Below are 25,761 nucleotides of genomic sequence, written 5' to 3'. Positions count from 1 at the left end.
TCAGGAGGCCTTGACCCCGGCGTCGGCAATGATCTTCGCCCAGGTCTTGAGCTGCTCGTCCAGGTGCGCGCGGTGCGCCTCCGGTGTCGCGTCCGTCGCGGGGACGGGCGCGGTGCCGAGCTTGGCCATCTGGTCGATGACCGCCTGGTCGGCCAGCGCCACCTTGAGCGCCTCGGACAGCTTCTGGACGACCTCCTGCGGCGTGCCCTTCGGCACGTACAGGCCGTGCCAGACGCTGACCTTCAGGTCGGGCATGCCGGACTCGGTCGTCGTGGGCACGTCCGGCAGGCTCTTCACCCGCTCCGGCGTGGTCACCGCGTACGCCTTCACCTTGCCCGCGGTGATCTGTCCACTGGTGTTCGTCGTCTGGTCGCACATGAAGTCGACCTGGCCGCCGACCAGGTCGGTCAGGGCTGGGCCGGTGCCCTGGTACGGCACCTCCTGGAGCTTGACGCCGGCGGCCGACTGGAACAGCAGGCCACACAGGTGGGACGCCGCCCCGATGCCGGCGTTGGCCAGGGTCACCTTGTCGGAGTTGGCCTTCACGTACGTCACCAGGTCCTGGAACGTCGCGGGCGCGAAGTCCTTGCGCGCGACGACCGTCATCGGCACCTCGGTGACGAGCCCGATCATCTCGAAGTCCTCGAGCGGCTTGTAGTCGAGGTTCGCGTACAAGGCCGGCGCCGTGGACATGCCGATGTGGTGCATCAGCACCGTGTAGCCGTCCGGATCGGCCCGCGCGACCTCGCCCGCACCGACCGTGCCGCCGGCGCCCTCGACGTTCTGCACGACGATCTGCGCGCCGAGCTTCTTGCCCATCGGCTCGGCGATCATGCGGGTGACGGTGTCGGTCGGGCCGCCCGCGCTGAACGGCACGACGAACGTGATGTTCTGGTTGGGGTAGTTCGAGGCGTTGCCCCCGCCACCGTCGCCGCCACCGCCGTCGTCCGAACAGGCGGCGACGAGCGACACCACACCGATCGCGGCGACGATCCCCGCGACGGCCCGGCTGTTTCGTCTCATATGAGCGCCCTCCTCGTCAGAGCGTTTCAACGTCGTCGATGCGCGGCCTCAGTTTCGGCTGGCGCGGCGGCTCATGGTGTCAGAGGAATCCCAAGACTTCGATGGCTGACCGGATGGTTGTCGGGCCGTAGAATCCGCCGGTATGCGGGTTACGGTCATCGAGGACGACGACCGCGTGGCGCGGGGTCTGGTGACCGTCCTGGCCCAGGCGGGCTTCGAGGTGCACCGCATCGCGACCGCCGCCGAGGCGGCCCGCGCCGAGCCCGCCGACGTGGTCCTGGTCGATCTCGGCCTGCCGGACGGTGACGGCATCGAGGTGATCCGCCGGCTGCGGGACCGTCCGGAGACGGCCGTCATCGCGGTCACGGCCAGGTCCGAGGAGCACGAGAGGGTACGCGGCCTGCGCGCCGGCGCCGACGACTACATCGTGAAGCCGTTCGGCGTCCCCGAGCTGCTGGCCCGCATCGACGCGGTGCTGCGGCGCACCCGGGCAGCCCGCGCCGCGTCAAGTCCGGACGGCCCGCTCGTCGTCGGCCCGATGCGCATCGGCGTCGGGACGCGCGAGGTCAATGTCGACGGCACCCGGGTCACGTTGACCCGCAAGGAGTTCGAGCTGCTCCTCCTGCTGGCCCGCCGGTCACCCAACGTGGTCAGCCGCGACGTCATCCTCGACCTGATCTGGGGCGCGACCTGGGAGTCGTCGAGCCGCACCCTGGACACCCACATCGCGGCGCTGCGCCACAAGCTCGGTCCGGACGTGCTGATCCGCACCATCCACGGCGTCGGCTACCGGCTCCTCGCCGAGGCGCCGGAGCTGATCGGCTGATCCGGCGTGCATCGCCGCCTGCTGGTCGTGCTGGTGCCGCTCGCGGTGCTGCTCGTCGCCGCGCTCGGGGTGCCGCTGAGCATCACCGTGGCCGAGCGGGAGATGCAGGAGACGTACGTCGACCGCCTCAACGACGTCGGCCGGTTCGCCTCGCTGGCCGAGACCGCCCTGTCCACCGGGCGCACCGAGGCGCTGCGCCAGGAACTGTCCCGCTACCACGACCTGTACGGCATCCCGGTCGTCGTCATCGACGTCTCGGGGTCGGTGCTGCTCGGTCCGACGGGCGCCTACGAGGAGGCGGCCCGCTCCGAGCCGGCCCTGGTCCGGATCGTCACCGCGGCGTTGGCCGGCGCGCGGTCCGAGCCGTCCGGCGACTGGGCGCCCTGGGACGACTCGGCGCTGGTGGTCGCCGAGCCGGTCGGCCGAGACAGCGAGGTGGTCGGCGCGGTCGTCGCCATCTCCGACCTGTCGAAGACCCGGGACCGCATCCTGCTGCGGTGGGGGCGGCTGGCCGGCCTCGGGTTGCTTCCGCTGGTGGCGTTGGCCGCGGTCGCCTGGCCGGTCTCCGCGTGGGTGCTGCGTCCCGTGCGGAAGCTCGACGCCGCGACCGCGCGGATCTCCGAGGGCGACCTGACGATCCGCGCCGACTCCGAGGCGGGGCCGGTCGAGCTGCGCCGGCTGGCGCAGTCGTTCAACACCATGATGGACGCGGTCGAGAACGCCGTGCAGCGGCAGCGGGCCTTCGTCTCCGACGCGTCGCACCAGTTGCGCAACCCGTTGACCTCGTTGCGGCTGGCGGTGGAGAGCCTGTCGCCGCACCTGGCCGATCCCGGCCGGCCGGTCTTCGACGTCGCCGTCGACGAGCTCAAGGCGATGCAGCGGATGCTCAACGCGCTGCAGGCCAGCGCGCGGATGGAGAGCATGCGCACGGCGTCGCCCGTCGACCTGGACGCGGTGCTGGCGACGCGGGTCGACCGCTGGCGGGCGCTGACGCTCTCCGCGGGACAGGCGTTGTCGGTGTCGGTGCCGCCCGGCTTGCGGTTGCTGGAGCCGCCGGGTGGGCTGGGCAGTGTGCTCGACGAGCTGATCAGCAACGCGTTGCGGCTTTCGGACGCGTCGGTCGTCGCGGTGACGGCGGCCGTGGACGGCCCGGTGGTGACCATCGCCGTGCGGGACGACGGGGTGGGCATGGACGAGGCCGACCGCTCCAAGGCACTCGGGCGGTTCTGGCGGTCGCCGCGCCACCAGAACGTACCCGGGACCGGTCTGGGGTTGGCCATCTGCGCCGACCTGGTGGGCGCGGCGGGCGGTTCGTTGCGATTAACCGACGGGCTGCCTCGGCCGGACGGCTCTGGTCCTGGCTTCGCCGCTGTCGTGGCGTTGCCGCTCGTGGCCGACTAGCGCTTGCGGTCCCGGAACCACTGCGCGGCGCCCGGGTGCAGCGGGATCGACCCGGTGGAGATGCCGGTGCGCACGTTGATCTGCCACGCCTCCGGGATGGCCTCGGAGTCGCCCCGGCTCGCGGCGGTGATCGTCTGGGTGAAGATCGTGTCCGTGATCGCGTAGACCAGGTCGTGGGGCAGGTCGTTGCGGGCCAGCAGGACGTTCGGCACGGCGACGGTACGGGTGGCGGGGACGCCGGCGTACGCGGTGCCCGGGATCGTCGCCGGCGCGTACGGGCCGGGGTAGGCGGTGACGAGCGCGTCGGCCTGCCGGTCCAGCGGAATCAGCCGGATCGGGTGCTGCTGCGCGAGCTCCGTGATGGCGGGCGTGGGCACCCCGGTCAGGGAGAACATCGCGTCGATCTCACCGGCGCGCAGCGCCGCGGCCGACTCGGCCTGGCTGAGGTTGCGGCCGTCGGCGTCGACCGGGCCGAGGGCGAGCGCCCGCGACGACGTGAACTCGGTGCCGGAGTCGTGCGCGCCGAGCGAGACGCGCCTGCCCGCGAGGTCGCGGAACTCGTCGATCGCCGAGCCGGCCAGGACGACCAGGTGCAGGTGGCTGTCGTAGAGCCGGCACACCGCGGAGATGCCGTCCGGGGCTGTGCCGCCGGTGGTGATGACGGCGTCCAGGCTCGACAGACCTAGTTGGACTGTGTTGGCTCGCAACATCCGGATGTTGTCGGTGGACGCCCCGCTGGGCACGGTGGTCACCGTGGCGCCCGGCACCTGCTCGGTGATGTGTGCGGCCAAGGCCCCGCCGATGCGGCGATAGACGGCGCCGGCCGGACCGGTCGCGAGGCGCAGCCGCACCGTTCCCGGCTGCGGATCCGGCGTGCAGCCGACGAGCAGGCCACCGACCGATATCAGCACCGACCGCCGCGTGATCCTCGACCGCGCCTCCATGGGCGAGATGTTAGTGTCCTGCGGCGAGCACCGCCTCCGTCGATGGAGGCGAGCGGTGAGATATCGAGGTGAGGCTATGTCTGCGCACGGCCTCCTTTCGCATGCCCTCTCACCACTCGTAAAGGACAGCTCACCATGCATGTGTTGGTTCTTGGCGGCACCCGCTTCGTCGGCCGTGCCGTGGTCGACCGGGCGCTCGCCGGCGGCGCGTCGGTAACGCTCTTCAACCGGGGGCAGACGGCCCCGGAGCTCTATCCGCACCTGGAGACCGTGGTCGGCGACCGCACCGTCGACCTGTCGGCTCTCGCGGGTCGGCGGTTCGACGTGGTCGTCGACTGTGCCGGCTATCTCCCGTCGGTGGTGGCGCTCTCGGCGTCGGCGCTGCGGGACTCCGTCGACAGGTATGTGTTCGTCTCCTCGGTCTCGGTGTACGCCGACCAGAGCGTGCCACCGGTCGAAGGCGCTCCGGTGTTGTCCGACGACTCGTACGGCGGCCGTAAGGCCCTCTGCGAACAGGTCGTGTCGGAGGTCTTCGGTTCCCGCGCGATGGTCGCTCGTCCCGGGCTCATCGTGGGACCGCACGATCCGACGGAGCGGTTTTCGTACTGGCCGCGGCGGTTCCAGCGGCCGGGACCGATCCTGGCGCCTGGTGACCACGCCGATCCGCTCCAGTTCGTCGACGTACGCGATCTGGCGGACTTTCTCGTCGGCGCCACCGCCAGTGGCGTGTTCAACGTGGTCGGGCCGGTCGTGCCCTTCGGCGAACTGCTCGCCGCCTGTCGCGCGGTGACCGGCTCCCGCGAGGAGCTGGTGTGGGTGCCGAGCGCCCGGCTGTTGGCGGCGGGCGCCGATCCGTGGATGGGAGTGCCGCTCTGGATCGCCGATCCGGAATGGGGTGCGGCGAACCTGGTCTCCCGCGATCGCGCCGTCGCCGCCGGCCTGACCCATCGGCCGGTCACCGACACGGTGGCCGACGTCCTGGCGTGGGACAACGCCCGGGGCGGCCCACGGGACGGCATCGAGCCACTAGCCGCCTCTGACGAGAGGCGGCTACTGGCCTGAGTCGTCGCCTGGCCAGTATCAGCTTGCGCTTATATGGCTGTACGGTGATACTGGCCGGGTGGACGTCTTCACCGCGCTGGCCGATCCGACCCGGCGCGCGATGCTCGACCTGCTGACCGACGGCGCACGCCCGGCCGGCGACCTGGTGTCGGCGTTCCCGGCGCTGACCCAGCCGGCGGTCTCCCGACACCTGCGGGTCCTGCGCGAGGTCGGGCTGGTCGAGGTGCGGGCGCAGGCGCAACGCCGCATCTACACGTTGCGCACGGAGCCGCTGGCCGAGGTCGACGCGTGGCTCGGGCGATATCGGGAGCACTGGGCACGCCATTTGGACGCGATCGAGGCGCACCTGGCCTCGTCTTCAGAAGGAGCCGACGATGACCGTTGACGACCGACTGGGTTCGCTGGAGGTGGACGGCGAGTCCGTCACCATGAGGTTCCGGCGCCGGCTGCCGTACTCCATCGATGCGGTCTGGACCGCGATCACCGACCCGGCCGCGCGCGAGACGTGGTTCGGCACGACGACGATCGCGGACGGCACGATCGCGATGATGCCGCACGACCCGCCCGCACCGCCGGACGCGAAGCGCATGACGGGCCGGATCCTGACGTGGCAACCGCCGTCGGGTGCCGGGGCGCGGACGGCGGTGCTGGAGCACGAGTGGCACCAGCGCATCGTGGAGGCCGGCGTGGTGCGCTACGAGCTCACGGAAGACGGCGACGGGACGGTGCTGGTCTTCACGCATCACGGGCTGGGACTGCGCAACGCCCAGGGCTTCCTGCCCGGCACGCACGCCTTCCTGGACCGCCTGGCCGCGCACCTGGCCGAGGAGGAGATCCCGAACTGGAACCGGTTGTACTCGTTGTTGGCGCCGGCGTATCAGTGACCGGCCGCCCATGAAGTGAGGGCTTCGTCGGCCACTGTCGAGAAGGTCGCGTCGGTGTCCAGCACGACACCCGGCAGCGACGGCACGCCGACGACGAACATGCCGGCGGCCCGCGCGGCGGCGACGCCGGTCGACGAGTCCTCGAACGCGACGCTGCGGCCCGGCTCGGCTCGCACGACCGCACAGGCGGCGAGGTAGAGATCGGGCGCGGGCTTGGCGTTGACGACATCCTCGGCGGCGAGAACGTGGTCGAACAGGTCATCAAGCCCGGCGGAGGCCAACGCGGTGTCGACAAAGGCCCGCGGACTGTTGCTGGCGACAGCGACCGGCACGCGCCCGCGCAGCACCTCGACCAACGCGCGGGCGCCGGGCAGCGGCTCGGCCCCGGCAGCAAGCTCGACGGCGACGAGGTCATGCAGCTGCTTGGCGAGGACGGACCCGTCGTCGGACGGTCCGAAGTAGTCGGCCATCGCCTCCCCTGCGGCGTCGAGCGTGCGACCGATGACGATCCGCTTCTGCTCGACGCCGAACGAGAACCCGTGCTCAGCGAAGATCGCGGTCTCGGCGCGCGTCCAGGCCGCCTCGGTGTCGACCAGCAGCCCATCACAGTCGAACACGACAGCATCAACGCACACCGGCAAAGCCATACCTGATCTTCGCAAACACCCGCCAACCACACCGCGAGTGCGCTTCCGCCAGAGAGTGACCGTCCACGGCGGCATGGCCATAGGCTGACCGGCATGGACAAATCGCCGCGGATCCTGCTCGTCGAGTGGGGCCGGATCGAGGTCGAGGGCATCGGCATCGTGAAGGACGCCAAGCTGTACCCCGGTGGTGGGCGGGCCTGGGACTGGAACGAGACCGGCACCCGGCATCGCCCGGGCGTTCAGATAGCCGACGTCGAGGAACTCGTCGCGGCCGGTGCCACCACGGTGGTGCTGTCCCGCGGCATGGATCTCGTCCTTCAGGTCACGCCTGAGGCGCTGGCCTGGCTTCACGAGCGGGGCGTGACCGTCCACGTGGCCGAGACCCGCGCCGCCGTAGCGGCCTACAACGACCTGATCGCTACCGCTCCCGTCGGCGGGCTCTTCCACTCCACCTGCTGATCAGCGCCGCTATGCGGGCTCGCGGGTCGCGGCTTCGCGGACCACCTTGGCGAACTGCCACTCGAACCGTTCCGGCGAGGCGATCGGCACCGAGCCGATGTCGCGGCGCGCGGCTTCGTAGAACTGGCGGCGCGCCTGGCTCGACGCCTCGACCGCGTCCGCCCAGGGCGTCGTCGTGTCCATGCCGGAGGCGACCCGGATCAGGGCGAACGCGGTCTCGTGCCAACGCCGTCCAGCCTGGATCACCCCGTCGCTGCCCAGCATCAGCACGGCTTCCCATTTGAGGGTGCGGTTCTCTTCCGCCTCCGGCAGGCCGTTGGCGGCCTGGTTCGTCGAGTACTCGTCAACGGGGGCCACTCCCCGTTCGCTCGCCAGCCGCACGGCTACCGAGATGAGCTTCTTGACGGCGTTCGCGTAGTCGACGTACGTGGTCAGCCGCTTGTCATCCCATCGCACCGACTGTTGGCGACGCCAGCGGGAGCGTTCGTTGAGCGCCGTGGCCACGTAGGCCGCGATGGCGCCCAACGCGACGCCGACGAGCGCCGGAAGCTGCTCGGAAATCTGCTCCACCGCGTCACCGTAGAAGCGCGGATCGAGACCGAGCAAGAGAAGTCGGTTCGCCGACACTGGGGCAATGCCCACGGCGAAGGTCGCCTTGCTTATAGACAGCCGTCCTCCAGGTTTGGAGGATGGTGCTTGCTGGACGGTTGCGCGACGATTCGCGGGGGGCCATCATGCGCATCCATTTCACCCGGCTCGACCTGGCGCGCACCCAGCTCGCGGACGGGCCGGATCCTATGTGGGAGACGGTCAACAGCCTGCAGGCTCTGCAGGGTCGCTACAGCCAGGCCGACCTGAGACAGTGGCGTGCCCAGGTGGCACAGGACCTGCGCGGCAGTCAGCTCGCCGCCGCCGTGCGCCACCAGCTCTTCCCGCTCGTGCCGCACGCGGCCTACTTCCCTGACCTGGTCACCCCGCTCGAAGGCGCGCTCGGGATCGACGCCGGCATCGAGGCCATGCTGTGCACACCGCGTACCCGCATCGTGCACGAGATCGACCAGCTCAAACCCGATCGGGCCAACCGGGCCCACCTGGAGAGGCTGAGGGCCGGCCGTGCCGGCGACCTGCGCGCCTGCGGTGACCTGATGCGGTCCTACTACCGGGCCGCGGTCGACCGGATCCGCGAGAAGATCACCGAGGCCGTCGACCGCGACCTCGCCACCAGAAGGACCGCCGTCCACACCGCCGGTGTCGACGGGCTGCTCGCGAGCTACGAGCCGCTGATGCGGTGGCGCTACCCGGTGCTGGAGCTGCCGTCACACCCGTCCCCGCGCGACGTCTACCTCCAAGGCCGTGGCGTGCGCCTCATCCCCTCGTACTTCTGCCGCACCCATCCCCTCACCGTCTACGACGGGTCGCTGCCGCAGGTCATCGTCTACCCCGTGCGGCACACGGCGGAGACGGGCGACAACCAGGCCCTGGCCAGGCTTCTGGGCGAGACCCGCGCGGCGGTGCTGATCTCGATCCACCAGGGCTGCGGCACCGGGCAGCTCGCGCGGCGGGTGGGGATCTCGGCGCCCGCGACCAGCCACCACATCGGCGTCCTGCGGGACGCCGGACTCGTGGCCAGCAGCCGCTCGGGTACGGCCGTCCACCACACCCGCAGCCGCCTCGGTGACGCGCTGGTCCGCCGCCACACCCGACCCTGACCCCGCGAGCAGGCTCTTTCCACCAGCATGGAAACAGCTCCCCAGCCCTCTGGCGCCGGCCCCAGAGTGGGGCGATGGGTGACGACATCGCGCCGTTCCGCGTCGCAGTCGCGCAGCACGACCTCGACGGCCTGCGCGCTCGGCTCGCCACCGCCCGGTGGCCCGACGAGACCCCGGGCGGCGACGGCTGGTCCCGCGGCGTGCCGCACGACCATCTGCGGACCCTCGCGGAGCGGTGGCGCACCGGCTACGACTGGCGCGCGCAGGAGGCCCGGCTCAACGCCTTCCCCCAGTTCACCACCACCATCGACGGCCAGCGCATCCACTTCCTGCACGTCCGGTCGCCCCACCCGGACGCGAAACCACTGCTGGTCACCCACGGCTACCCGAGCTCGGTCGCCGAGTTCCTGCACCTGATCGATCTGCTGACCGAGCCGGAACCGGCGTTCCACGTGATCGCCCCGTCCCTGCCGGGCTACGCCTTCTCGACACCGCTGTCCGGCCCGGGCTGGACGATGGGCCGCACGGCCGCCGCCTGGGTCGAGCTGATGCGCCGCCTCGGCTACGAGCGCTACGGCGTGCACGGCGGTGACGTCGGCGCCGGCGTCTCGGGCACCGTCGCCGGGCTCGACGGCGACCACGTCATGGGCGCGCACGTGGTGACCGACCCGCTGACCGCCGCGAACGTCGCGACCTTCCTGCCGGGCCTGGCCGACCGCCTCGACCCCGCCGACCCGGTGGACAAGGCCATCCTGGACCGGATGGACGCGTTCCGCCGGGAGGGATCGGGATACCTCGCGATCCAGAACAGCCGACCCCAGACGATCGGGTACGGCCTGGTCGACTCGCCGCTGCTGCTGCTCGCCTGGATCGCCGAGAAGGTCCACGAGTGGACGGACCTGCCCGTCGACGCCGACCAGCTGCTGACGAACGTTTCCCTGTACTGGTTCACGCGAAGCGGCATGACCACCGCGCACACGCTCTACGAGCAGGCCCACTCGGCGGACTGGGGTCCCCCGGCCGCGGTGCCGCAGGGCTTCGCGGTCTTCGGCGCCGACGAGACGGTCCGCCGGATCATCCCCGCGCCGGCCGGCACCCACTGGTCGGAGTTCCCGCGCGGCAAGCACTTCCCGGCGATGGAGGCCCCGGCGGAACTGGCCGCGGACCTGCGGACGTTCTTCGCCCCACTCGCCTAGGGAGAAGGCCCGCCGGCGCGGCATGGACGGGGGACCGCGCCGGCGGGACGCTCAGGACTCGGCTCGACCGTTCTTCCAGTAGCCCATGAAGGCCACCGACTTGCGGTCCCAGCCCAGCTCCTTCACCAGGTGCCGGCGCAGGGTCGTGATCGCGGCCGACTCCCCCGCCAGCCACGCGTACCGGTCGCCGACCGCGCCTTCCTCCGGGACCTCCCAGATGTCGCCGTCCTCGTCGAGCTCGTCGACCACCGCGCGCACGCCGGCGGGGATCGGCCTGCCCGCCACCACGTGCTGCACCGCAGCCACCAGCCGAGCGCCGTAGTCGTGCCCTCCGTCGCGGCACACCCACTGCACCCGCATCCCGGTCGGCGCCGGCAGGTCCGAAGCGTCCTCGGCGACCGGGACCTCCAGCACCACATCTCCACGGGCATCGGACGGCAGGCGCGACAGGATCGCCGCCACCGCCGGCACCGCGGTCTCGTCCCCCGCGATCAGCAGGCGGGCGCCGGTCGGCGGCCGGAACTCCAGCCCGCCGTGGTCACCGTCGTACTCGGCGTTCGGGCCCAGCAGCACCAGCGAGTCGCCGGCCGCGGCGAGCAGCGCCCACTGGGAAGCCGGGCCGCCGTCGCCGTGCAGGACCATGTCCACATCGATCTCGCAGGAGTCCGCCCGAACCGAGGACGCCGTGTACGTCCGGATCGGGTTCCGCTGCGAATCCGGCAACGCACGCCACGACGCCCACCAGTCCTCGTGCATCGGCAGGAAGTCGAACCCGTGCGACGGCACCGGCAGGCACAGCTTGATCCGCTGGTCGAAGCCGTTGTCGGCGAACGACTTCAGACAGTCGCCGACGAAGGTGACCCGGATGAACGACGGGCTGAGCCGCCGCACCGCGCCGACCGTCACCGGGAAGAACCGCCACGAGGGGGTCATGCAACGCCTCCAGACGCGGTCCGGGACCGCCACAACAGCCAGACGAAGTACGGAGTGCCGACGAGCGCGGTGATCAGACCCGCCGGGATCTGGGCCGGCGCGATGACGGTCCGGCCGACGGTGTCGGCGGCGCTGACCATCAGGGCGCCGAGCAGGGCGGCCACCGGGAGCACCCGGGCGTGCCGGCCGCCGACCAGGGCGCGGGCGGCGTGCGGCGCGACCAGGCCGACGAAGCCCACCACACCGACGGCCGACACGGCGGTCGAGGTCAGCAGGGCCGCGGCGACCAGAGCGATCATGCGCGTGCGCTCCAGCCGCACCCCGAGCACCCGGGGCGTGTCCTCGTCGAGGGCTAGCAGGTCCAGGTCGCGCCGCGCGTGAGCCAACAGCGGCAGCGCGAGCAGCAGCGCCACCAGCACCGGCACGAGCTGGCCGGCGGTGCGGCCGTAGGTCGACCCCGACAGCCAGGTCAGCGCCTTGCCGGTGTTCCACGGATCCGTGGCCACGATGATCATCGTGATCACCGCGAACAGGCCGGTCTGCATGCCGATGCCGACCAGCACCAGGCGATCGGAGCTGAGCCCGCCGCGCCACGACAGCCGGTAGACGATCGCGAACGCCAGCAGCGCGCCCAGGCCGGCCACACCGGACATCGCCCAGACACCGGCGAGCGGGACGAACGAGATCAGGGTGACCGCGCCGACACCGGCACCGGCTGAGATGCCGAGCAGGCCCGGTTCGGCGAGCGGGTTGCGGCAGACCGCCTGCACGGTGGTGCCGGCGACGGCCAGCGCCGCACCGGCCAGCAGCGCCGCGAACACGCGGGGATACCGCTGGTCGAGCACGAAGGTGTACGCCGGCCCCGTCTTGTCGGACAGCCAGTTGACCACGTCGCCGAGCAGCACCCAGGTGTCGCCGAACAGCATGCCCGCCACCAGGGCGCCAAGAACCAGCACCGCCGAGATCCCGAGCACCACCAGGAACGCGCCACGCGTACGCAGGCGGCCGGACGTCGTCTGGGCCGTGTTGCCCGCGTCCCGGTGCCGGCGGGCCAGCCAGACCAGCAGGGCGGCGCCGAACAGCGAGGTGACCACGCCGGTCGGCACCTCGACGCCGGCCTGCGCGCCGACGATCGCCCGCAGGAGCACGTCGGAGCCGACGACGACGAGCATGCCGACGATGCCCGACAGCGGCAGCAGCACCTTGTGCCGCAGCACACCGGGCACGACGCGGGCGAGCAGCCGCACGATCACCGGTGCGCACAGGCCGACGAAGCCGACCGGGCCGACCAGGGTGACCGCGGCCGCCGACAGCAGCACGGTCAGCACCACGACCACGAGCCGGGTGCGGCGCACGTCGACGCCGAGCGAGGTGGCCGGGTCGTCGCCGAGGGCCAGGATGTCCAGGCGGCGGGCGGCGAGCAGGAGCCCGACCAGGGCCAGAGCGACGACCGGGCTGAGCCGGGCCACGGCGGACAGGTCGCTCTGCACCAGCGAGCCGTTGCCCCACGCGTACAGGCCGATGGTGTTCTGCTCGAAGAGCAGCAGGAGCACGGTGGTCAGCGAGCCGAGCGCGAGGGCGACCGCGGTGCCGGCCAGGATCAGCCGGGTCGGTCCCGCCCGCCCGCCGGCGGAGAGGGCCAGCACGACGCCGGAGGCCAGCAGGCCACCGAGGAACGCGAGGCCGCCGGAGGGCAGCACGCCGAGGCTGACGCCGAACGCGGACACCGCGACCACCGCGAGGTAGGCGCCGGCGTTGACCGCGAGGGTGTCCGGGGAGGCGAGCGCGTTGCGGGCCAGCGACTGCAGCCCCGCGCCGGCGACGCCGAGGGCGATGCCTACCACCAGCGCGGCCAGCAGCCGGGGCAGGCGGGAGGCGACCAGCACCTGGGTCGTGGCCGCGTCGTCGCCGCCGAACAGCAGGCGGACCAGGTCGGCGGCCCCGATGGACGACGTGCCCTGGGTGAGATGGACGGCGGCGAACAGCAGGGCCAGCGTGCCGGCGACGGCGAACGCCACCGCCACCCTGGCCCGCCGCGGAGCGGGGAGGTCGGCGGCCGGTGGGGCCGCCGACTCCACTGTGGAAACGCTCATCAGCCCTTGTACGCCGCGACGACCGCGTCGATCCACTGCGTGCACGACTTCGGACCGCCGAAGGTCCAGATGCCGTTGGGCAGCTTGGTCACCTTGCCGGACTTGACGAACGAGAGGTTGTCCCAGATCGCGTTGCCCGACAGGCCGTCGGCGAACACGTCGACGCCGTCGGAGGCGTTGTAGAAGAACCGCACGTCCTTGCCGTCGAGTGCCTTGACGCCCTCGACGTCGGTCTGGCCGAGGCCCCACTGCGGGTCGCCCGCCGCCGTCCAGGCGTTCTCCAGGCCGATCGCGGTGCCGAGATCGGAGACCAGCGCGCCCTTGCCGAACATCCGGATGGAGACGGTGCTGCCTTCCTTCCAGCCGTCGGCCATCGCGAACTGCTTGCCGCCGGCGGCCGCCGCGAGCTCCGTCTTCGCGGACGCGATGCGGGCGTCGAGGTCCGAGAGCAGCGTCTCGCCCTCGGGCTTCTTGCCGACCGCGGTCGCGATCATCGTGACGTCGTCGCGCAGGCGGTCGAGGTTGCGCTTCGCGTCGCTGCCGATGGTGACGAGCACCGGCACGTACTTCTCGAGCTGCGCCACGATCGGTGCGCCCCGCTCGGCCTCCATGACCACCAGGTCCGGCTGCAGCGCGACGACCGCGTCGACGCTGGGCTCGCCGCGGGTGCCGACGTCCTTGACCGAGGCGTCCAACGGCGTCGACGTGACCCAGGTGGCGTATCCCTTGTTGTCGGCGCTGCCGACCGGCATCACGCCGAGGCTGGCCAGGATCTCGGTCTCGCCCCACTCGAGGCTGACCACCCGGGTCGCCGGCTTCGGCAGAGTGATCTCCTTGCCCCGGCCGTCCGTGACGGTGACCGGTCCGGTGGCGGCGTCCGACGAGGCCGCGGGCGCGGGTGCGCCGGCGTCCTCCGTGGTGCCGCAGGCGCCGACCGCCAGGGCCGCGACAGCGGCGACGGCGAGCAGGGGGAATCGCTTCATACGGTTTCTCTTTCAGGGGTACGCGACCGGCGGTGGTGCCGGCCGACGGGTCGGGTGGAGAGGTGGCCGGTCTCGGGGTCGACGAGAACCTCGACCGGGATGCCGTAGGTGTCGGTCAGCGCCGCCTCGGTGAACACGTCACGCGGCTCGCCGGCGGCGACCACGCGGCCCTGGGAGAGCAGCACGACCTGGTCGGCCACGGCCGCGGCCTGGTCGAGGTCGTGCAGCACCACGCCCACCGCGACGCCGTGCTCGTCGGCGAGGTCGCGGGTCAGGTCGAGGATCTCGACCTGGTAGCGCAGGTCGAGGAAGGTGGTCGGCTCGTCGAGCAACAGCACGCCGGTGTCCTGGGCCAGGCAGGTGGCCAGCCAGACCCGCTGCCGCTCGCCGCCCGAGAGCTCGTCGACCGCGCGGTCGGCCATGCCGGTCACGCCGGTGACCTCCATCGCCCAGGCGACCGCCCGCGGCCCGTCCGGGTCGTCGGCCTTCCAACGACCCCGGTACGGATGCCGCCCGTATCCGACGACGTCGTGCACGCTCACGCCGGCCGGCACCGGGCGGCTCTGGGCGAGCAGCGTGACCTGCCGGGCGAAATCGCGCGGCGACAAGGCCAGCGCCGAGGCGTCGTCGAGCAGCACGTCGCCATTGACGGGCTTGTGCAACCGGGCCAACGCCCGCAGCACCGTCGACTTGCCGCTGCCGTTCGGCCCGACCAGAGCGGTCACCCGACCAGGACGCAGCGTGATCGACGCGCCGTGGACAACGGCCGCACCGTGGTAGGCGAGGTCGAGCCCCGCGCCGCGAAGTTCCCCCTTGGACACGAGGTTAGGTTAGCCTATCTTCTGCCGAGGTCAACCTAACCTCTAAGCGCACTCGCTGTGACGACACCGCCCGATTGCGCCCACGCGGCGTGACAACACCGGATACCGTCATGCGGTGCTCTCGCTGCCCCGACGACTCGTCACCGCACTGACGGTGCTGCTCGCGATCGTCGTGACGGCCGCCCTCGCCTTCCACCGCTCGGTGCCCAACGTGGCCGGCTTCGGCAGCGTGCTCGACACGGCGGCGCCGCTGTTGCTGCTCGCCGTGCCGGTGCTGATCCTCGGCGCCGTCGCGGCCCGCACCAAGCTGGCCGTCGCCGCGGTGCTGGTGCCCCTGCTGGTCTGGGGTCTGCTCTTCGGCCGGGCCTGGCTGCCCAAGGGCGATCCGGGCGCCACCCAGCTCCGGGTGGCCAGCCAGAACGTCAACGCCGCCAACCCCGACCCGGCCGCCACGGCGGACGCGGTGGCCGCCACCGACGCCGACGTGGTCGCGCTGGTCGAAGTGGCCGAAGGCCTGCGCGACTCGACGGCCGAGACGATGGCCGGGCACTACGACCACCACGTGCGGGTCTCCACCGTGGAGCTGTGGAGCCGCTACCCGATCCTCGACTACGCGCCGGTCGACACCGCGCTGGGCTGGGAGCGCGCCCTCCGCGCGGTCGTCGCCACGCCGGAGGGCGAGGTCACCGTGTACGCCGTGCACCTCGGCTCGGCCCGCCCCGGCGTCACCGCCACCCGCGACCGCTCGCTGCGGGCGCTGGCCGACGCGGTGGCCGCCGACCCGGCGGACCGGCTGGTCGTGCTGGGCGACCTGAACACCGCGATCACCGACCGGGTGATCGCCCCGCTGCGCGACCACGTGCGCGACGCGCAGGAAGACGCCGGGCGCGGCCCGGGCGCCACCTGGCCGGCATCCCTCCCGGTGATCCGGCCGGACCAGATCTTCTACCGCGGTCTCGTCGCGACGATGTCCACAGTGGTGCACACACCGGCGACCGACCATCGGGCCGTGGTGGCAGGCTTTCACTTCGGCTGATCCAGCGTCCACGATGGATCGTGAGTCCACTGTGTCTTGTCCGATTTGTCGCCAGCAGCAGATAGCGAACGCGAAGTTTCAGGCACGTTAAGGACGGGTAGCTTCGGCGCCGTGGAAATGAAAGCGCTTTCAAAGCCGAAGGCGGCGACGATCTACGAAGTGGCCCGGCACGCCGGCGTGTCGATAGCCACCGTCTCGCGTGCTCTGCGCGACTCGGATCTCGTCACCGAGGCGACGCGCGCCCGCGTCCGGGCCGCCGTCGAAGCGCTCAACTACACACCGAACCAACTGGGTCGGTCGCTGGCCGAAGGGCGGCACGCCGCCAACGGGATCGTCTTCCCCGACCTGACCGGCCCCTACTACGCCGAGGTCGTGCTCGGCTACGAGGAGGCCGCCTCCGAGCTGGGTCGGAGCGTGCTCATTCTCGCCACGCACGGCCGCCGCGACGCCGAGGCCGCCGTGCAGGACCTGGCCGGCCGGGTCGACGGCCTGGCCGTCATGGGCAACACCGTCGGTGACGACACCGTGCGGGCGATCGCCGCCACCGGCGTCCCGTTGGTGCTGCTGGCTCGTCCGCCGGTCGACGGCGTCGACACGATCCGCACCCGCAACGAGCGCACCGCCGCCGAGCTGGCCGCTCACCTGCTGGCGCACGGGCACCGGCGGATCGTCTTCGTCGGCGACCCCGAGGCCGCGCCCGACATGGCCGGCCGTTATGCCGGCCTGGCGAAGACGATGCGCGCACACGGCCTCCCCCGGCCGGACTGCCGGCCGTGCGCGTACGACGTCGAGGCCGGCGAGCGGATCGGCACCGAGCTGATGGCCGACCCGCCGGACGCCGTGGTCTGCGCCAACGACGAGGTCGCCCTCGGCGTGCACCTGGCCGCCGAGGCCGCCGGCCGCTCGGTGCCCCACGACGTGGCCGTGACCGGATGGGACGACGTGCTCGCCGCCCGGTTCGCCGGCCTCACCACCGTCTCGCAACCGATGCGCGAGCTGGGCGCCACCGCGGCGCGCTGGCTCGACGGGCGCATCGCCGAACGAAACACGGGCCCGGAGCGCGCCGCACCCCGGCGCCGGGTCCTACCGACGCAGCTCGTCGTGCGACGCAGCTGCGGGTCACACCCCGTGGAAACACCCATTCCCCTCGGAGGTACGGCATGAGAAGGAGCAGGTTCGCGGCCGTGGCGGCGGTCGCGTTGGCGGCGTCGGTCGCCCTCACAGGTTGCGGTCGCGACTCGGGCGGCGGGCAGGACGAGGCCAAGTCGGTGGCGGAGGGCAAGGCCAGCGGCGAGATCACGGTCTGGGCGATGGGCACCGAGGGCGAGAAGCTCGGCGAGTTCGCCAAGGCGTTCTCGGCCGAGAACCCGGACGCGAAGGTGAACGTCACCGCGGTGCCGTGGGACGCGGCGCACCAGAAGATCGCCAGCGCGATCGCGGCGAAGCAGACGCCGGACGTGTCGATGATCGGGACGACCTGGCAGGGCGAGTTCGCCAAGACCGGCGCGCTCGACCCGACGCCGCCGGACCTGATCAAGAAGGACGACTTCTTCCCCGGCGCCTGGGACACCACGGTCGTCGACGAGACGTCGTACGGCGTGCCGTGGTACGTCGAGACCCGCGGCATCTACTACCGCAAGGACCTGGCGGCGGCGGCCGGCTTCCCCGACGGCCCCAAGACCTGGGACGACCTCAAGACGATGGCCACCAAGATGAAGCAGGCCGGGGTCCGTGAGGGCTTCCACCTGCAGGGCGCGAAGACCGGCACCTGGCAGTCGATCATGCCGTTCGCCTGGTCCAACGGCTTCGACGGGCTCGGCGCCGATGAGCTCAGCTTCGACTCGCCGGAGATGGTCGAGGCACTGACCTACTACCAGTCCTTCTTCAAGGAGGGCCTGTCCAACGCCAACCTGCCCGAGGGGCAGCAGGAGCCCGACTTCGTCAGCGGCAAGATCGGCGCGTTCATCTCCGGCCCGTGGCACATCGGGATCCTGGAGGAGAAGGGCGGCGCCGCGTTCAAGGACAAGTTCGCGATCGCGCCGATGCCGACGAAGAAGTCGGGCACCTCGTTCATCGGCGGCAGCAACCTGGCGGTGTTCAAGGACGCCAAGAACCGCGACGCGGGCTGGAAGTTCGTCCAGTGGCTCAGCAAGCCCGAGATCCAGGTCAAGTGGTACCAGGCGGTGAACGACCTGCCGTCGGTGCAGTCGGCGTGGGACGACAGCGCCCTGTCCGGCGACCCGTACCTGGCGGTGTTCGGCAAGCAGCTCGAGGACGCCAAGGCGCCGCCGGCGATCCCGACCTGGGAGCAGGTCGCGGCCGCGTTCGACCTCGAGGTCGAGAAGCTGTGCAAGAACCAGGCGGACGCCGCGACGACGGCCAAGGCGATCCAGCAGAAGGCCTCCGCCATCGGAACCGGGGCCTGAGATGACCAGCGCCCCCGTGGCGACGGCGCCGGCACGGTCGGTCGGGGACTCCCCCGACCGGCCGGCCGGGTCGATTCGGCGGCGCCAGCGCCTGCGGCGGGCGCTGACCGGCTGGGCCTTCTCCGCGCCGTACACCGTGCTGTTCCTGGTCTTCATGGCCGTGCCGGTCGTCGTCTCGCTGGTCATGAGCTTCACCGACCTGCGCTCGACCGACCTGCGCAACCCGTTCGCGGTCAACTTCGTCGGCCTCGACAACTACACCCGGCTGTTCTCCGACGACCTGTTCCTGCGCTCGTCGGTCAACACGCTGGTGTTCGTCGTGATCGGCGTGCCGCTCACCATCGTGCTGGCGCTGGCCGCCGCCACCGCGCTCAACTCCGGCCTGCTGCGCTTCCGGGCCCTGTTCCGGGTCGGGTTCTACCTGCCGGTGGTGACCAGCATCGTGGCCGTCGCGGTGGTCTGGCGGTTCCTGCTCGACCCCGAGGTCGGCCTGATCAACAACCTGCTTCGGGTGGTCGGCGTCGACGGGCCGAGCTGGCTTTTCGACACCAAGCTGGCGCTGCCCTCGCTGATCGTGATGGCCGCCTGGCGCAACTTCGGCTTCCTCATGGTGATCTTCCTGGCCGGCCTGCAGGCCATCCCGGGCGAGCTCTACGAGGCGGCCACCCTCGACGGCGCGAGCCGGTGGCAGCAGTTCCGCAACGTCACGCTGCCCCTGCTGCGCCCGACGCTGCTGTTCGGCGGGGTGGTCACCGGCATCGGCTATCTCCAGTTCTTCGAGGAGCCGTTCGTGATGACGCAGGGCGGGCCGCTCTCGTCGACGCTGTCGGTGTCGTACCACATCTACAACCAGTTCGGCTTCGGCAACTACGGCTACGCGGCCGCGGCGAGCTACGTGCTCTTCATCGCGATCGTCGCGCTGTCGGTCATCCAGTTCCGCTTCCTGGGAGACCGGAAATGAACGCCCAGGTCCGGCAGCGGGACCGGGTCGCCAAGGCGGTGCTCTACGCCGTCCTGACCGTCGGCCTGGTGGTGGTCGTCGGCCCGTTCGTCTGGATGGCACTCTCGTCACTCAAGCCCGAGGGCGAGATCCGCTCGGTGCCGCCGACCTGGCTGCCCGAGACGTGGACGCTGGACAACTTCCGCGACCTGTTCTCCCGGCTCGACTTCCCGTTGTTCTTCTTCAACTCGGCCTTCGTCGCCGTCGCGGTGACGCTGGGCAACCTGCTGTTCTGCTCGCTGGTCGGGTACGCGCTGGCGAAGCTGCGCTACCCCGGCAAGAAGGTCCTCTTCCTGGCCGTGCTCGGCATGCTGATGGTGCCCGGCATGGTGACCTTCGTCCCGCAGTTCGTGCTGGTCAGCAACATGGGCCTGACCAACTCGTACGCCGGCCTGATCCTGCCGTTCCTGGTCGGCCCGTTCGGCGTCTTCCTGATGCGCCAGTTCCTCCAGTCGATCCCCGACGACCTGATCGAGGCCGCCCGGGTCGACGGAGCCGGCGAGTTCCGGATCTTCGCTCGGGTGGTGCTGCCGCTGTGCCGGCCGGCGCTGGCCACGCTCGGGATCCTCACGTTCCTCGCGTCCTGGAACAACTTCCTCTGGCCCCTCGTGGTCGCCAGCACGGAGGACAAGTACACGCTGCCGGTCGCCCTGGCGCTCTACAGCATCGGGCAGAACCGCACCGACTTCGGCCTGTTGCTGGCCGGTGCCGTGGTGGTCGTCGTGCCGGTGCTCATCGTGTTCCTGCTCCTCCAGCGGCACTTCATGCGCGGCATCGCGACCACCGGACTCAAGTAAGGAGACTCATGCGACGCATCCTCGCCCCCGTCGTCGCGCTCGCGCTGGTGCTGGTGAGCGGCTCAGCAGCCGTTGCCGCACCGGCCGAGCGTGGGGCGGACCGCACGCTGACCGCCTACGCGAAAGACACCTGGCGGTCGATGGTCGCCATGACCGACCCCCGGACCGGCCTGGTCGCCGACAACATCAGCGGTGACCTCAAGACCCCGTCGGCCTACACCTCGCCGACCAACATCGGCGGCTACATGTGGTCGGCCGTGGTCGCCCGCGACCTGGGCTTCATCTCGCGCAAGGAGGCCCGGGACCGGATCTCGCTCACCCTCGACACCCTCGCGCGGCTCGACCACCACGAGCCGTCCGGCATGTACTACAACTGGTACGACCCCAAGGACGGCTCCGTCGTGCGGGTCTGGCCCGAGGACGGCAACACCGTCTACCCGTTCATGTCCAGTGTGGACAACGGCTGGCTCGCGGCGGCGCTGCGCGTGGTCAAGGGCGCGGTGCCGGAGCTACGCGGCAAGGCCGACGGGATCCTGTCGAAGATGAACTTCGGCTTCTACTACAACCCCGCCGCCACGACGCCGTTCGGCGCGAGCGGGCTGATCGCCGGCGGGTTCTGGGACGAGGCGCCGCCCGGCTGCTCGCAGCAGCGCGACGGCGTCTGGTTCACCTGCAACCACTACGACATCACGGTGACCGAGCCGCGGATCGCCACCTACCTCGGCATCGGCGCGGGCCAGATCCCGGCCGAGGCCTACTACAACACCATGCGCACGCTGCCGGCCACCTGCGACTGGAGCTGGCACGAGATGCAGCCGGTCGGCTTCGACACGACCTACGAAGGCGTGCCGGTGTACGAGGGCGCGTACCGCTACCGGGGCATCCAGTTCGTGCCGAGCTGGGGCGGCGACATGTTCGAGGCCCTGATGCCCGACCTGTTCGTGCCCGAGGAGCGATGGGCGCCGAACAGCTGGGGCCGCAACCATCGCGCGACGGTGGCCGGCCAGATCGAGCACGGCATGAACGACGCCGGCTACGGCTACTGGGGCTTCTCGCCCGCCAGCGACCCGAACGGCGGGTACGCCGTGTGGGGCGTGGACGCGATGGGCATGGACACCGACGGCTACCCCTCGGACGTCGAGAAGTCGAAGTACGACGCCGGCTTCGGTGACTGCCGGCCGGCGGGCGCTGCGCCCGACTACGGCGACGGCGTGGTGACTCCGCACGCGGCGTTCCTGGCACTGCCGTACGCCAAGGGTCCGGTGGTCTCGAACCTCGGTCGTTTGAAGGCCAACTTCGACTCGTACGGCCCCGGCGGGTTCTACGACGCGGTCGCGGTGGGCAGCGGCAAGGTGGCCAAGCGCTACCTGTCCCTGGACCAAGCGATGATCATGGGTGCGCTGGGCAACGAGCTCTCGAACGACGTGATCCGGCGCTCGTTCGTCGACAAGCGGTTCGAGCAGCGGATCCGACCGCTGATCGGGCAGGAGACGTTCAACATCCCGGCCGACCAGCCTCTCCCCCAGCTGCGTGGGGCGGGCGCATGACGGTCGGCGACATCGCCGCGCAGGCGCGGGCACAGTGGGTCGCGATGATGGGCAGCGGTGGGGCGCAGGACCGCGCACCCGGCGAGCCCGACGCGGCCGACCTGCCCGCGCCGGTGGGGCTCACCGCGGTCACCGGCCGCGGCCAGGTCACCCTGCACTGGGAACCGGTCGAGGGCGCCATCGGGTACGCGGTGCACCGCGCGTCCGCGTCCACGGGCCCGTTCACGGTCGTGGATCACGGGGGCGGTGACGTGCTCGCGGTGCCGCACGGGCCGTACGCGGACACGACCGTGGAGCCGGAACGCGAGTACTGGTACGCGGTCGCGCCGCTGGCCACCGTGACGGCGATGGGTCCGCTGTGCACCCCGGTGCGGGGCGCGGCGCTCGGCGCGGACTCGGAGGTCGCGCCGCTGGTGCTGCGGGTCCAGGCGTCCTCCGACGCCGGGCCGCTGGAGCGACCGTGGCGGTTCATGGTCGGATCGGAGCACCTGTCCCATCTGCTGTCGACCGACCGCACCGGTGGCCGGGAGATCGGGTCGGAGCTGCGGGCCGCGCTGGCCCGGATGCACGACGAGCTCGGCGTGGCGACGGTGCGGGCGCACGGCATCCTGGACGACGACCTCGGCGTCTACCGCGAGGTCGCGGGTTCGGCGGTGTACGACTGGACGGGCATCGACCGGGTCTACGACACCGTGGTGGCGCTGGGCATGCGGCCGATCGTGGAGCTCGGCTTCATGCCCCGGGACCTGGCCAGCGACCCGTCGCGCACGGTCTTCACGTACCGCGGCATCATCTCGCCGCCGAAGGACTGGGACCGGTGGGCCGACCTGGTCTCGTCGCTGGTGCGGCACCTGGTCGACCGGTACGGCCTCGACGAGGTGCGCGACAACTGGGCGTTCGAGGTGTGGAACGAGGCCAACCTGTCGGTGTTCTGGTCCGGCACGCCGGCCGAGTACTGGCGGCTCTACGAGCTGGCCGCCCGCGCGGTCAAGTCCGTCGACCCGGGCCTGCGGGTCGGCGGCCCGGCGACGGCCGCCGTCGGCTGGGTCGACCGGCAGCTCGATGTCGACGCGCCGGTCGACTTCGTGTCGACGCACATCTACGGCAGCCCGCCGCTGGATCTGCGCGCCATCACCGGAGACCGCCCGCTGTGGTGGACCGAGTGGGGCGTCACGGCGACCCACGGCAACGAGATCAACGACACGGTCTTCGCCGCCACGTTCCTGCTGCGCGGGATGCGCTCGGCGGCGGGCCGCATCGAGTCCCTGGCGCCGTGGGTGGCCTCGGACCACTTCGAGGAACTGGGCCGCCCGCCCCGCTTCCTGCACGGCGGCTTCGGCCTGCTGACGGTAGGCAACCTGGCGAAACCGAAGTTCTGGGCACTGTGGCTGGCACAGCGCCTCGGCGATACGGCGGTCCCGGCCGAGCTCTCGGGCGACGGCGCCGACAGCCTGGTCGAGATCTGGACGGCCCGTGACACCGCCGGCAAGGTGGGCGCCCTGGTCTGGAACGGCACCCTGGACCATTCGAAGCGCGACGGAGACAGGTCCCTGGACCGCACGGTGACGATCCGCTTCGAAGGCGTGGCGGCCGGCCGCTACGAGGTCCACCGGTGGCGGGTCGACGCCGACCACGGCAACGTAGCTGCCCGCTGGCGGTCGATGGGCGGCGGCGACTGGCCGACCGAGGACCAGTGGGCGGCACTGACCGAGGCCGACGTCCTGCCCGAGTCAGCGTCGATCGTGGAGGCCGAGGGCGGGGTGGTCGAGCTGACAGTCGACCTGCCCAACCCGTCGATCGCCTTCGTCGAGCTCACGCCGGTCGGCTGAGTATGCTCGGAAGGGACCCCGGCCACCGGGGTCCCTTCCCCGCGTCACTCCTGCGGGACCATGGTGAGCGCGGACGAGCCGAGGACGGTGCCGGCGTGGTCGAGGGCCTCGACCACGACGAACACCGTTTCGGCCGCGAGCGGGACGGTGGTCTCGAAGCCCGTGCGGTCGGCGGTGGTGACCGTCGTCAGGCGGTCGGGTTGGCGGCCCGCGCGGGCCTGCCAGCGGGTCACGGCGGTGGCGCCGTTCCAGCTCGCGTGGACCTGGCCGCGGGCCGCGGTCACGGTCGGCCGGTCCGCGGGCATGCCTGACCACTCGAACTTGTACGCCCGGTACGAGCCGTTGTCCGCCGGCAGGGTGCCGGTGGCGACCAGGGTGCCGTCGGCGGCGTACTCGGTGAAGCTCGGTTGTTGACCCCAGCCCACCAGGGAACCCCGAGCAAGTAGCTCCTGCATCGAGCCCTGGCTCGGGGCCAGCAGCGCGTCGGGGTGTTGGAGCGCGCGCACCAACCGGGCCGTGCGGGCCGTCTCGTCGACGGCGAGGATCAGGCCGCGCGACGCGTTCGAGCGGTTCGTGATGCCGGCCTCGTTGTCGAACAGCCCCAGTGTGCCGTCCGAGCGCCGGCGGGCGTCGTGCTGCCACGCGAAGGCCGCGTCCGGGCCGATCGTGAAGTCGCCCCGCTTGCCTCCGAGCCGCCAGCGGACGGCGCCCGTCCCCCGGTCGATCTTGTAGATCGTCCACGTGTGCCAGGCCCGGCGCGATCGGACCGGTCACCGTCACGTCGACGATCGGCGCGGCAAGGTCGGGGCGGGTCACGAACGGCCGGAGCGGTGCCGGAGGTGGTGGTGCGGGCGTGCTCCGGCCGGACCGCCCGAAGGCGAAACCGCCACCACCGACCGCCGCCAGCCCCGCGCCGCCCGCGAGAAGCCGGCGCCGGGTCACCCGCGGGCGTGCGTCGTCGCTCATCGGCAACCAGCGTGCCGGGCACGGCTGACCGAAACATGGGTGGAAGCTGGCCGTTGGCTGAAGAGCGCGTCTGGCACAGCGCGCCCCCGTGGCTTAGCGTTACCGCCGTGCCCACCACCGAACCGTCCGCGCTGCGCGAGCGGCTCCGCCGTACGCTCCGTGACGCCCTGCGGGCCCGCGACGCCGTGGCGGCCGGCGCGCTGCGCTCGGCGATCTCCGCGATCGACAACGCCGAGGCGGTGCCGGTCGGGGCCGACGGCCGGCTGTCACTCAACCCGCTCGGCACGGTCGGCGTGGGCGCCGCCGAGGCCACCCGCCGGGCGCTCGACGACGACGAGATCCTGCGGATCGTCCGCGCCGAGGTGGCGGACCGGATGGCCGCGGCGGCCCAGTACGAACGACTCGGCCAGGTCGACGCCGCCGGCCGGATGCGCTCGGGCGCGGAGCTCCTGGCGGCGATCGCGGCGGACGCGAGTTGAGCCTCGTCGAGTTCGAGGGGGCATGACCGAGCCGGACGCGCTCGCCGTGCCCAGCCTGGTCGACCTCACCGTCGCCCGGCTGAGCCGGGAGATCCTCAGCGGCCGTCCGGGTCCGGGCGAGAAGCTGGTCGAGGAGCAGATCACCCGGCGGTACGGGATCAGCCGGGCACCGTTGCGGGAGGCGCTGCGGCTGCTGGCCCAGCGCGGCCTGGTCGAGCACGTGCCCCGGCGGGGCGTGTGGGTCGCGACCTTGTCCGAGCGCGACGTCCGCGAGCTCTACGACCTGCGCGACGTGCTGGAACGGCACGTCGTGCGGACGGCGCTGCCGGCCACGCCCGACGGGCTCGCCGACCTGCGCGCGGCGCTGGGGGCGATGGCCGACGCCGCGACCGCCGGTGACCGGCTCTCGGTCGCCGAGGCGCACCGGGAGTTCCACGTCGCCGTGGTCGCGCTGGCCGGCAACCGGCAGTTGACCGCGGCCTACGCGGCGACGCTGGAGAAGATCCAGCTCTACATGGCGGTCAACCTGCGGCGGGAGGCCGAGACCGCGCACGCTCCCGACGGGGTCGACCGGCACGCCCGCCTGCTGGACGCGGTGGCCGGCGGCGACCCGGCCGGCGTGCTCGCGGTGCTCGACGGGCACGGGGCCAGGTCGTACCTGGGTTAGGCGCCGAAACACCGCTGTTACGGCACGGCGAAC

Annotated in this window: 26 protein-coding genes; 17 read left to right on the top strand and 9 right to left on the bottom strand. The window is 71.7% G+C overall.

The window, feature by feature from the left end:
- The gene (locus AB0J88_RS09720; RefSeq protein WP_364346564.1) at nucleotides 1–1,023 is read right to left on the bottom strand and encodes a tripartite tricarboxylate transporter substrate binding protein BugD; all 1,023 of its coding nucleotides are present in this window, start codon (nucleotides 1,021–1,023) and stop codon (nucleotides 1–3) included.
- A gap of 142 nt (nucleotides 1,024–1,165) precedes the next feature.
- Between AB0J88_RS09720 and AB0J88_RS09715 the strand changes: the two genes are divergently transcribed.
- Both AB0J88_RS09715 and AB0J88_RS09710 read left to right on the top strand, forming a co-directional pair.
- Complete coding sequence (locus AB0J88_RS09715) at nucleotides 1,166–1,849, top strand: response regulator transcription factor (protein ID WP_364346566.1); 684 nt, start codon at nucleotides 1,166–1,168, stop codon at nucleotides 1,847–1,849.
- 6 nt (nucleotides 1,850–1,855) lie between these two features.
- Nucleotides 1,856–3,250, top strand: a complete 1,395-nt coding sequence (locus AB0J88_RS09710; RefSeq protein WP_364346568.1) for a HAMP domain-containing sensor histidine kinase — start codon at nucleotides 1,856–1,858, stop codon at nucleotides 3,248–3,250.
- On the opposite strand, the gene AB0J88_RS09705 is transcribed toward AB0J88_RS09710, so the two are convergent.
- Nucleotides 3,247–4,194, bottom strand: a complete 948-nt coding sequence (locus tag AB0J88_RS09705; RefSeq protein WP_364346570.1) for a TAXI family TRAP transporter solute-binding subunit — start codon at nucleotides 4,192–4,194, stop codon at nucleotides 3,247–3,249. The two genes, AB0J88_RS09710 and AB0J88_RS09705, sit on opposite strands and share 4 nt — an antisense overlap.
- 135 nt (nucleotides 4,195–4,329) lie before the next feature.
- Here AB0J88_RS09705 and AB0J88_RS09700 point away from each other — a divergent pair, with 135 nt between their 5' ends.
- From AB0J88_RS09700 to AB0J88_RS09690, 3 genes are read left to right on the top strand one after another with little or no spacing between them, the layout of a single operon-like run.
- Complete coding sequence (locus AB0J88_RS09700) at nucleotides 4,330–5,256, top strand: NAD-dependent epimerase/dehydratase family protein (RefSeq protein ID WP_364346572.1); 927 nt, start codon at nucleotides 4,330–4,332, stop codon at nucleotides 5,254–5,256.
- Nucleotides 5,257–5,314: 58 nt separating this feature from the next.
- A complete protein-coding gene (locus tag AB0J88_RS09695) occupies nucleotides 5,315–5,641 on the top strand; it encodes a metalloregulator ArsR/SmtB family transcription factor (protein ID WP_364346574.1) in 327 nt (108 codons plus the stop codon).
- Nucleotides 5,631–6,140 carry an SRPBCC domain-containing protein gene (locus tag AB0J88_RS09690; protein WP_364346576.1) on the top strand — a complete coding sequence of 170 codons (510 nt, stop codon included), beginning with the start codon at nucleotides 5,631–5,633 and terminating at the stop codon, nucleotides 6,138–6,140. Before AB0J88_RS09695 ends, AB0J88_RS09690 begins: the two co-directional genes overlap by 11 nt.
- Here the strand turns inward: AB0J88_RS09690 and AB0J88_RS09685 are convergent.
- Nucleotides 6,134–6,757: an HAD family phosphatase gene (locus tag AB0J88_RS09685; protein WP_364346578.1), complete on the bottom strand. Its 624-nt coding sequence runs from the start codon at nucleotides 6,755–6,757 to the stop codon at nucleotides 6,134–6,136. The two genes, AB0J88_RS09690 and AB0J88_RS09685, sit on opposite strands and share 7 nt — an antisense overlap.
- A 123-nt stretch (nucleotides 6,758–6,880) precedes the next feature.
- Here AB0J88_RS09685 and AB0J88_RS09680 point away from each other — a divergent pair, with 123 nt between their 5' ends.
- Nucleotides 6,881–7,246: an MTH938/NDUFAF3 family protein gene (locus tag AB0J88_RS09680; RefSeq protein ID WP_364346580.1), complete on the top strand. Its 366-nt coding sequence runs from the start codon at nucleotides 6,881–6,883 to the stop codon at nucleotides 7,244–7,246.
- A 9-nt stretch (nucleotides 7,247–7,255) separates the two neighbouring features.
- Here AB0J88_RS09680 and AB0J88_RS09675 read toward each other — a convergent pair whose 3' ends face one another.
- The gene (locus AB0J88_RS09675) at nucleotides 7,256–7,816 is read right to left on the bottom strand and encodes a hypothetical protein (RefSeq protein ID WP_364346582.1); all 561 of its coding nucleotides are present in this window, start codon (nucleotides 7,814–7,816) and stop codon (nucleotides 7,256–7,258) included.
- Nucleotides 7,817–7,980: 164 nt separating this feature from the next.
- On the opposite strand from AB0J88_RS09675, the gene AB0J88_RS09670 reads away from it, so the two are divergent.
- The gene (locus tag AB0J88_RS09670; protein ID WP_364346584.1) at nucleotides 7,981–8,955 is read left to right on the top strand and encodes a winged helix-turn-helix domain-containing protein; all 975 of its coding nucleotides are present in this window, start codon (nucleotides 7,981–7,983) and stop codon (nucleotides 8,953–8,955) included.
- A 74-nt stretch (nucleotides 8,956–9,029) separates the two neighbouring features.
- A complete protein-coding gene (locus AB0J88_RS09665) occupies nucleotides 9,030–10,151 on the top strand; it encodes an epoxide hydrolase family protein (protein ID WP_364346585.1) in 1,122 nt (373 codons plus the stop codon).
- 51 nt (nucleotides 10,152–10,202) lie between these two features.
- Here the strand turns inward: AB0J88_RS09665 and AB0J88_RS09660 are convergent, their stop codons facing one another.
- From AB0J88_RS09660 to AB0J88_RS09645, 4 genes are read right to left on the bottom strand one after another with little or no spacing between them, the layout of a single operon-like run.
- Nucleotides 10,203–11,084, bottom strand: a complete 882-nt coding sequence (locus AB0J88_RS09660; RefSeq protein WP_364346587.1) for a siderophore-interacting protein — start codon at nucleotides 11,082–11,084, stop codon at nucleotides 10,203–10,205.
- Nucleotides 11,081–13,177 (bottom strand): iron ABC transporter permease, encoded by a 2,097-nt coding sequence (locus tag AB0J88_RS09655; RefSeq protein WP_364346589.1) that lies wholly within the window; start codon nucleotides 13,175–13,177, stop codon nucleotides 11,081–11,083. The genes AB0J88_RS09660 and AB0J88_RS09655 overlap by 4 nt, the downstream gene beginning before the upstream one ends.
- On the bottom strand, nucleotides 13,177–14,160 hold the full coding sequence (locus AB0J88_RS09650; protein WP_364346591.1) for an iron-siderophore ABC transporter substrate-binding protein: 984 nt from the start codon (nucleotides 14,158–14,160) through the stop codon (nucleotides 13,177–13,179). The genes AB0J88_RS09655 and AB0J88_RS09650 overlap by 1 nt, the downstream gene beginning before the upstream one ends.
- Nucleotides 14,157–14,981 (bottom strand): ABC transporter ATP-binding protein, encoded by an 825-nt coding sequence (locus AB0J88_RS09645; protein ID WP_364346593.1) that lies wholly within the window; start codon nucleotides 14,979–14,981, stop codon nucleotides 14,157–14,159. Before AB0J88_RS09645 ends, AB0J88_RS09650 begins: the two co-directional genes overlap by 4 nt.
- A gap of 115 nt (nucleotides 14,982–15,096) precedes the next feature.
- Between AB0J88_RS09645 and AB0J88_RS09640 the strand changes: the two genes are divergently transcribed.
- The 7 genes from AB0J88_RS09640 to AB0J88_RS09610 all read left to right on the top strand — a co-directional run bounded on the left by AB0J88_RS09640 (nucleotide 15,097) and on the right by AB0J88_RS09610 (nucleotide 23,616).
- Complete coding sequence (locus AB0J88_RS09640; RefSeq protein WP_364346595.1) at nucleotides 15,097–16,017, top strand: endonuclease/exonuclease/phosphatase family protein; 921 nt, start codon at nucleotides 15,097–15,099, stop codon at nucleotides 16,015–16,017.
- Nucleotides 16,018–16,134: 117 nt separating this feature from the next.
- Entirely contained in the window at nucleotides 16,135–17,181 is a 1,047-nt protein-coding gene (locus AB0J88_RS09635; protein WP_364346597.1) for a LacI family DNA-binding transcriptional regulator, read from the top strand.
- Nucleotides 17,178–18,443: a sugar ABC transporter substrate-binding protein gene (locus AB0J88_RS09630; protein WP_364346599.1), complete on the top strand. Its 1,266-nt coding sequence runs from the start codon at nucleotides 17,178–17,180 to the stop codon at nucleotides 18,441–18,443. The genes AB0J88_RS09635 and AB0J88_RS09630 overlap by 4 nt, the downstream gene beginning before the upstream one ends.
- Nucleotide 18,444: 1 nt before the next feature.
- Nucleotides 18,445–19,404 carry a sugar ABC transporter permease gene (locus AB0J88_RS09625; RefSeq protein ID WP_364346601.1) on the top strand — a complete coding sequence of 320 codons (960 nt, stop codon included), beginning with the start codon at nucleotides 18,445–18,447 and terminating at the stop codon, nucleotides 19,402–19,404.
- Nucleotides 19,401–20,240: a carbohydrate ABC transporter permease gene (locus AB0J88_RS09620; protein WP_364346603.1), complete on the top strand. Its 840-nt coding sequence runs from the start codon at nucleotides 19,401–19,403 to the stop codon at nucleotides 20,238–20,240. Before AB0J88_RS09625 ends, AB0J88_RS09620 begins: the two co-directional genes overlap by 4 nt.
- Before the next feature lie 8 nt (nucleotides 20,241–20,248).
- Nucleotides 20,249–21,787, top strand: coding sequence for a glucoamylase family protein (locus AB0J88_RS09615; protein WP_364346605.1), 1,539 nt, complete (start codon nucleotides 20,249–20,251; stop codon nucleotides 21,785–21,787).
- The gene (locus AB0J88_RS09610; protein ID WP_364346607.1) at nucleotides 21,784–23,616 is read left to right on the top strand and encodes a xylan 1,4-beta-xylosidase; all 1,833 of its coding nucleotides are present in this window, start codon (nucleotides 21,784–21,786) and stop codon (nucleotides 23,614–23,616) included. Before AB0J88_RS09615 ends, AB0J88_RS09610 begins: the two co-directional genes overlap by 4 nt.
- Before the next feature lie 44 nt (nucleotides 23,617–23,660).
- On the opposite strand, the gene AB0J88_RS09605 is transcribed toward AB0J88_RS09610, so the two are convergent.
- Nucleotides 23,661–24,350 carry an arylsulfotransferase family protein gene (locus AB0J88_RS09605; protein ID WP_364347530.1) on the bottom strand — a complete coding sequence of 230 codons (690 nt, stop codon included), beginning with the start codon at nucleotides 24,348–24,350 and terminating at the stop codon, nucleotides 23,661–23,663.
- Between the two features lie 339 nt (nucleotides 24,351–24,689).
- Between AB0J88_RS09605 and AB0J88_RS09600 the strand changes: the two genes are divergently transcribed.
- Both AB0J88_RS09600 and AB0J88_RS09595 read left to right on the top strand, forming a co-directional pair.
- Entirely contained in the window at nucleotides 24,690–25,061 is a 372-nt protein-coding gene (locus AB0J88_RS09600) for a hypothetical protein (protein WP_364346609.1), read from the top strand.
- A gap of 22 nt (nucleotides 25,062–25,083) precedes the next feature.
- On the top strand, nucleotides 25,084–25,728 hold the full coding sequence (locus tag AB0J88_RS09595; protein WP_364346611.1) for a GntR family transcriptional regulator: 645 nt from the start codon (nucleotides 25,084–25,086) through the stop codon (nucleotides 25,726–25,728).
- The last annotated feature ends 33 nt before the right edge of the window (nucleotides 25,729–25,761 follow it).

Origin of the sequence: Asanoa sp. NPDC049475, from assembly GCF_040676915.1 — a bacterium.
Lineage (GTDB): Bacteria > Actinomycetota > Actinomycetes > Mycobacteriales > Micromonosporaceae > Asanoa.
Note: the sequence above shows the minus strand (reverse complement) of the source record. Positions and strands in the feature narration are given on the sequence as shown.